The organism is Blastococcus sp. CT_GayMR20 (assembly GCF_004570345.1).
This window is the reverse complement of the sequence record NZ_SPQM01000203.1, coordinates 1-6,724: the sequence shown is the minus strand read 5'-3', so window position 1 is coordinate 6,724 and position 6,724 is coordinate 1. Positions and strand designations below refer to the sequence as shown.

7 protein-coding genes are annotated in these 6,724 nt (G+C 73.1%); 5 read left to right on the top strand and 2 right to left on the bottom strand.

What is annotated here, in order from left to right:
- The first annotated feature begins 8 nt into the window (after nt 1–8).
- The 4 genes from E4P40_RS29430 to E4P40_RS25335 all read left to right on the top strand — a co-directional run bounded on the left by E4P40_RS29430 (nt 9) and on the right by E4P40_RS25335 (nt 3,738).
- Complete coding sequence (locus E4P40_RS29430) at nt 9–164, top strand: LuxR C-terminal-related transcriptional regulator (protein WP_280790649.1); 156 nt, start codon at nt 9–11, stop codon at nt 162–164.
- Nucleotides 165–276: 112 nt separating this feature from the next.
- Entirely contained in the window at nt 277–2,025 is a 1,749-nt protein-coding gene (locus E4P40_RS25345; RefSeq protein ID WP_209305512.1) for a M43 family zinc metalloprotease, read from the top strand.
- 91 nt (nt 2,026–2,116) lie between these two features.
- Nucleotides 2,117–2,488 (top strand): hypothetical protein, encoded by a 372-nt coding sequence (locus tag E4P40_RS25340; RefSeq protein ID WP_135161100.1) that lies wholly within the window; start codon nt 2,117–2,119, stop codon nt 2,486–2,488.
- Entirely contained in the window at nt 2,485–3,738 is a 1,254-nt protein-coding gene (locus tag E4P40_RS25335) for a M20/M25/M40 family metallo-hydrolase (protein WP_135161099.1), read from the top strand. Before E4P40_RS25340 ends, E4P40_RS25335 begins: the two co-directional genes overlap by 4 nt.
- A gap of 9 nt (nt 3,739–3,747) precedes the next feature.
- Here E4P40_RS25335 and nucS read toward each other — a convergent pair whose 3' ends face one another.
- The gene (gene nucS / locus E4P40_RS25330) at nt 3,748–4,419 is read right to left on the bottom strand and encodes an endonuclease NucS (protein ID WP_135161098.1); all 672 of its coding nucleotides are present in this window, start codon (nt 4,417–4,419) and stop codon (nt 3,748–3,750) included.
- 60 nt (nt 4,420–4,479) lie between these two features.
- Between nucS and E4P40_RS25325 the strand changes: the two genes are divergently transcribed.
- Entirely contained in the window at nt 4,480–5,376 is an 897-nt protein-coding gene (locus E4P40_RS25325) for a hypothetical protein (RefSeq protein ID WP_135161097.1), read from the top strand.
- Between the two features lie 98 nt (nt 5,377–5,474).
- Here E4P40_RS25325 and E4P40_RS25320 read toward each other — a convergent pair.
- Nucleotides 5,475–6,724, bottom strand: a 1,250-nt coding sequence (locus tag E4P40_RS25320; protein ID WP_135161096.1) for a dicarboxylate/amino acid:cation symporter, incomplete at its 5' end; no start/stop codon positions are given.

Below are 6,724 nucleotides of genomic sequence, written 5' to 3'. Positions count from 1 at the left end.
TCTCCCTGGTGGCCTCCGGGGACAGCAACCGGGACATCGCCCGGGAGCTGTTCATCAGCGAGAAGACCGCCAGCGTCCACGTCTCGAACATCCTCGCGAAGCTCGGTGCGCACAGCCGGACGGCGGCGGCAGCCGCGGCCCACCGGCTCGGCGTCCTCCGCTGAGCACCGGCGATCTAAGGCATTTTCCCGATGCCCACGAGGGGCGCCGCGGCCCAGTCTGGGCGTTCGGCACCAACTCGAGCCCTGTGGGGGAACGAAGGGGACGGCGAGGCACATGACCGGCAGCGACGACATGCGGCTCAACGGCGCATCGGGGATGGAGGGGCAGGGCGCACCCGGGATGGGCGGCGACGCCATGTCCGGGATGCAGCGCGCGGCGATGGGCGGCGAGACCGGCGGGCCGCCGGACGACGGGACGACGCAGGACTCGCCGGGACGCCGCTGCGGGGCCATGGAGATCCACCACCGGCTGCTGGCGGAGTCCGCGGAGTACCGCGAGGCCCGGGCGGCCATCGAGAACGCGACCCTGGAGTTCCTGGCCGCCGACGAGGTCGGCCGCTTCCCGGGCGTGGCCTACATCCCGGTCGTCGTGCACGTGGTCTACAACACCGACGCGCAGAACGTCTCCGAAGCGCAGATCACCAGCCAGATCGACGTCCTCAACCGCGACTTCCGGGCCACCAACCCGGACGTGTCCATCGTCCCGCCGGCGTTCTCGTCCCTGGTCGCCGACAGCCGGGTGGAGTTCTTCCTCGCCACCACCGACCCCGCGGGCAACCCGACCACGGGCATCACCCGCACCAAGACCTCGGTGGCGTCGTTCGGCTCCGACGACAAGGTCAAGCGGGCGGCGACCGGCGGCGTGGACGCCTGGCCGACCGACAAGTACCTCAACATCTGGGTCTGCCAGCTCTCCGGTGGGCTGCTCGGCTACGCCCAGTTCCCCGGCGGCCCGGCGGCCACGGACGGCGTCGTGTGCACGCACAGCGGCTTCGGCCTCGGTGGCACCGCCAAGCCTCCGTTCCACCTCGGGCGGACGGCGACGCACGAGGTCGGCCACTACCTCAACCTGTTCCACATCTGGGGCGACGACGGCACCGGCTGCGGCGGGACCGACGAGGTGGCCGACACCCCCAACCAGGGCGGCCCGAACACCGGCGTCCCGACGTTCCCGCGGGTGACCTGCAACAACGGCCCGAACGGCGACCTGTTCTACGACTACATGGACTACACCGACGACGCCCTCCTGGTCATGTTCACGCGCGGCCAGGCGGCCCGGATGGAGGCCTGCCTCGACGGCGTCCGCCGTTCCCTGGCGCAGACCTCGCCGGCCAGCCGCCGGCGGCCGGCCGGATCGGTCGTCGCGTGGGACACCAACCGGCTGGACGCCTTCGTCCTCGGCACCGACCGCGCGATGTACCACAAGTGGTGGAACGGCTCGTCCTGGGGACCGTCGGTCACCGGCTGGGAGTCCCTCGGCGGCATCTGCGCGAGCCCGCCGACGGTCGTGGCGTGGGGGCCGAACCGGCTCGACGTGTTCGTCATCGGCACCGACAGCGCGCTGTACCACAAGTGGTGGAACGGCTCCTCCTGGGGACCGTCGGTCACCGGCTGGGAGAACATGGGTGGCGTCTGCACCAGCGCCCCGGCCGTCGCCTCGTGGGGCCCGAACCGGCTTGACGTCTTCGTGACCGGGACGGACAGCCAGCTGTTCCACAAGTGGTGGAACGGCTCCTCCTGGGGCCCCTCGCTCACCGGCTACGAGGCCATGGGCGGGACGATCATCGGCGAGCCGAGAGTGGTCGCATGGGGCCCCAACCGGCTCGACGTGTTCGTCACCGGGACGAACGGGGCCCTGTTCCACAAGTGGTGGAACGGCTCGGCCTGGGGCCCCTCGCTCGCCGGCTACGAGTCGCTGGGCGGCGTCATCAGCTCCTTCCGGGAGGGCGACGGACAGCCGGCGCAGCAGCCGGTGGTCCCGTCCCAGCAGCAGGGCACCCAGATGGCGGCGGCGCAGAGCTGACCCTTCGCGCCGGGTACGGGAGCGGGCACCGGCCCGCCCCCGTACCCCGGCGACCGCCCCGGCCCGCTTCCCCGCACAGGAGGACCCGACCATGTCCGACCAGATGCCGGGTCCCGATCCCGGCCAGATGCCCGGCACCCCGGCGGGTGCCCGGGACGGCGTCACCGGGCGGTGGATGCACTCCTTCGAGGAGGACCACGACGACGTGCTCGTCTACCGGCCCCCGGACCACGACTTCCCCCGGGCCCGCGGCCGGGACGGCATCGAGTTCGCCCCGGACGGCGCCTTCGTCGAGTGGGCCGTCGGACGCGGGGACGCCGAGCAGGCGCTCCCGGGACAGTGGCGCACGGCCGACGCGGGGGGCGCACTCGAGGTCACGACCGAGCGCGGTGGCGCGCAGGTGCTGGAGGTCCTGAGCGTCGCGCCGGACCGGCTGGAGATACGACGGAGGGCGGCACGATGACCGGACCGCAGGTCGGCAGCGCCATCCGCTTCGGCGACCAGGTCTTCCAGTGGGACGAGGCGGCGGCCGCGCGGACCGGCCGACCCGTGCTCGTGACCCAGGTGGGCCGCTCCTTCCAGCAGCAGCACCCCGACGTTCCCGTGCTGCTCGACCACGGCCGGCACCTCGTCGTCGCGCTGCCCGACCTCGAGCTGCCGCACGTCCAGCTGACCGACCTGGAGCAGGGGACGGCGGAGGCCGAGGCGGTGCCGGTGCACCCGGACTGGCGCGTCGACCCGATGCCCGAGGGCGGCACCGTCGTCGTGCACCGGCCGGAGGCCGCCGCGCGGGCGATCGATCCGGTGACCGCCGAGCTGCTGGACGCACTTTCGCGGGAGTCCTTCGAGGGGACGCTGGGCTTCCTGGCCGGCCTGCCGACGCGGCACTCGCTCAGTGCCGGCTTCCGGGAGGCCGCCGACCACATGGCCGCGCTCCTCACCGACCGGGGTTACGCGGTGAGCCGGCCGGCCATCACGGTGGGCTCGGGGTCGAGCAGCAACGTGATCGGGGACCTGGCCGGCTCCGGTGAGGGTCCCCGCGGCGTCGTCCTGATCACCGCGCACCTGGACTCGATCAACCTCCCCGGCGGTCCCTCGGCGCCCGCCCCGGGCGCCGACGACAACGGCAGCGGTTCGGCCGGCGTCCCGGAGATGGCCAGGGTGCTTTCCGGCCGGCCGTGGCGGCACGACCTGCGGGTCATCCTGTTCGGCGGGGAGGAGGAGGGCCTGCACGGCAGCCGCCAGTACGTCCGCGGGCTCCCCGGCGCCGAGCGGGCGCGCATCCGTGCCGTGCTCAACCTGGACATGGTCGGTTCGCTCAACACCGCCGCACCCACGGTCCTGCTCGAGGGCGCGCCGCGGTCGGCGGCGCTGATCAACGACCTGGCGACCGCGGCGGCCACGGCCACCGGGCTCACCGTCGAGACCTCGCTGAACCCGTTCGCCAGCGATCACGTGCCGTTCCTCGACGCGGGCATCCCGGCCGTGCTGACCATCGAGGGCGCCGACAGCGCCAACGGCAACATCCACAGCGCGAACGACACCCTCGACACGGTCGACCCGGCACTGGCCATGGAGATCCTGCGGATGGACGTCGCTGCCCTCGTCGGCTGGCTGGAGCCCGTCGATGCCGCACCCCGGCCGGCGGGGTCGGTCGTCAGCTGGGGGCCGGGCCGCCTCGACGTGTTCGGGATCGGCGCCGGGTCCGGATGAGCCGGCGGCTCAGAAGAGCCGCTCCGACGGGTCGTCGGTGCCCTTGAGGACGGCGTAGTCGACGGTCACGCAGTCGATGCCGCGGTCCATGGCGAGGACTCGCGCCTGCGGCTTGATCTCCTGCGCGGCGAAGACACCCTTGACGGGGGCGAGCAGCGGATCGCGGTTCAGCAGCTCCAGGTAGCGGGTGAGCTGCTCCACGCCGTCGATCTCGCCGCGGCGCTTGATCTCCACGGCGACCACGGCGCCTGCCGCGTCCCGGCAGAGCAGGTCGACCGGGCCGATCGCGGTCGGGTACTCCCGCCGCACGAGCGACCACCCCTGCCCGAAGGTCTCCACGTGCAGCGCCAGCAGCCGCTGCAGCTCGGCCTCGACGCCGTCCTTCTGCAGGCCGGGGTCCACCCCGAGGTCCGCGGAGTGGTCGTGCTCGACCGCCTCGATCGTGATGATCAGCTGTTCGCCGGCCTTGTTGGTCACCGTCCACGTGCCGGCGCCGTCCACGAGCCCGTCCTTGAGGCTGCAGGGTGGGCTCATCCAGTTCAGCGGCTTGTAGGCGCGGTCGTCGGCGTGGATGGACACCGAGCCGTCGGCCTTGACCAGCAGGAGGCGGGTCGCCATCGGCAGGTGGGCGGTGAGCCGCCCGATGTAGTCCACGGAGCAGCGGGCAATGACCAGGCGCACGGGGGCCGACGGTACCGGGGGCCGCGGGAACCACCCCGGCGCCCCCGTCGTCGTGCTGGCATGTCGATTCCCGGCGCCGTCCGGCCGGTCCTGGCCGTCGCGCTCCTCCTCGGGACGGCGGCCTGCGCCGAGCGGACCGGGTCGCCCGGGTCCGCGTCCCCGTCGTCCGCCGTGGCCCTCCCGGACGGCGACGAGGGGACCCTCGTGCTGCAGGCGGAGTTCACCGGCGGTTTCGTGACGCCGGAGACGATCCCGAGCCGGCTGCCGCTGGCCAGCGTCTACGCCGACGGCCGGGTGCTCGTCGAGGGGCCGGTCGCGGCCATCTACCCGGGGTTCGCGTGGCCCAACGTGCAGGTGCTCGACATCGGACCGGACGGCGTGCAGGCGCTGGCCGACCGAGCGCTCGCCGCCGGGGTGGCCGAGACCGACGACCTCGGGATGCCGCCGCTGGCCGACGTCCCCTCCACCCGGTTCACCCTCGTCACCGCGGAGGAGACGTACGTGCGCGAGGTCTACGGCCTCACCGAGACCCAGGGCATGCCCGACACCGGGCTGACCGAGCAGCAGTTGGCCGCCCGCGGCGAGCTGAGCGGCCTGCTGGACGAGCTCACCGGCCTGGCCGTGTCGGAGGACGGAGCACCGGTCCCGGAGTCGTGGACGCCGGCCGCCGTGGCCGCCGTCGTCCGTCCCTGGACCCCGTCGGAGGAGGACATCGCGCAGGGACTCACCCCGGAACCGCGCGCGTGGCCTGGCCCGCCGTTGCCCGGCGAGCCGCTCGGGCCCTTCCCCGACCTCGGCTGCGTCACCGCCTCCGGCCCCGAGGCCACCGCGGTGATCGAGGCGGCGAAGGCGGCGAACATGCTGACGCCCTGGCTGTCGGCCGACGGCGCGCGCTGGTCGCTCCTCTTCCGCCCCCTGCTGCCGCACGAGACGAGTTGCGCCGACCTGGTCGACTGACCGCGGAACGGCCCGGCCCCCGAGAGGGGACCGGGCCGTCGGCCCCGTCCAGGGCACCGGCCTGAGCGTGCGGAGGGCGGGGAGGACCGGGTCCCTTCTCAGACCGTCGCGGGTTCCGGACTGCGCAGGTCGGTGTCGACCCCACCGCGCTCCTCGACCCGGGCGAGCGGCTCGATCGTCGACGTGGACCGGTAGCGCTCGACGTCGAGGATCCCTTCGCGCTTGGCGACGATCGTCGGGACCAGCGCCTGGCCGGCGACGTTCACCGCGGTCCGGCCCATGTCGAGGATCGGGTCGATCGCGAGGAGCAGACCGACGCCGGCCAGCGGCAGGCCGAGGGTGGACAGGGTCAGCGTCAGCATGACGACGGCCCCGGTCACCCCGGCGGTCGCCGCGGAGCCGACGACCGACACCAGGGCGATCAGCAGGTAGTCGGTGAGCCCGAGGTCCACGCCGAAGAACTGCGCCACGAAGATCGCCGCCAGCGCCGGGTAGATCGCGGCGCAGCCGTCCATCTTCGTCGTCGCGCCGAGCGGCACGGCGAAGGAGGCGTAGGACCGCGGGACGCCGAGGTTCTGCTCGGTGACACGCTCGGTCACCGGCAGCGTGCCGATCGAGGAGCGGGAGACGAACGCGAGCTGGATCGCCGGCCACGCACCCGCGAAGTACCGCAGCGGAGAGAGACCGTGCAGGCGCAGCAGCACCGGGTAGACGACGAAGAGCACCAGGGCGAGCCCGGCGTAGACCGCGCCGGCGAAGACGCCCAGGGACCCGAGGGACTCCCAGCCGTAGCTCGCGACCGCGTTGCCGATCAGGCCGACGGTGCCCAGCGGCGCGAGCAGGATGACCCACCACAGCACCTTCTGGACGATCGCCAGAGCCGAGCGGACGAAGCCGAGGAACGGCTCGGCCGCGTCCCCGACCTTGAGCGCCGCGATGCCGATGGCGGCCGCGATGACGATCAGCTGGAGCACGTTGAACGACAGGCTGCCGTCCGGCGAGCCCTGGAGCCCGAAGACGTTGCCGGGCACGATCCCGTTGAGGAAGTCGAACCACGAACCGGTGGTGCCCGGGTCGGTCTGGGCGGCGGCGTCGACGGAGCTGTTGCGGCCGGGCTCGGTCAGGAGCCCGAGGCCGATCCCGATGCCGACGGCGATCAGGGCGGTGATCGCGAACCAGAGCAGCGTCTGACCGGCGAGCCGGGCGGCGTTGGAGACCTGCCTGAGGTTGGCGATGCTGACGATCACCGCGGTGACGATCAGCGGCGGGACGAGCGTCTTCAGCAGGGTGACGAAGGTGCCGCCGATGGTCTGCAGGGTGCTGGTCAGCCAGTTGGGCGAACCGTCGG

Bases quoted from the DNA above. Each gene is read 5' to 3' on its own strand.
- E4P40_RS25325 (WP_135161097.1), top strand. From the start codon at position 4,480: ATGTCGATTCCCGGCGCCGTCCGGCCGGTCCTGGCCGTCGCGCTCCTC.
- E4P40_RS25335 (WP_135161099.1), top strand. From the start codon at position 2,485: ATGACCGGACCGCAGGTCGGCAGCGCCATCCGCTTCGGCGACCAGGTC.
- E4P40_RS25340 (WP_135161100.1), top strand. From the start codon at position 2,117: ATGTCCGACCAGATGCCGGGTCCCGATCCCGGCCAGATGCCCGGCACC.
- E4P40_RS25345 (WP_209305512.1), top strand. From the start codon at position 277: ATGACCGGCAGCGACGACATGCGGCTCAACGGCGCATCGGGGATGGAG.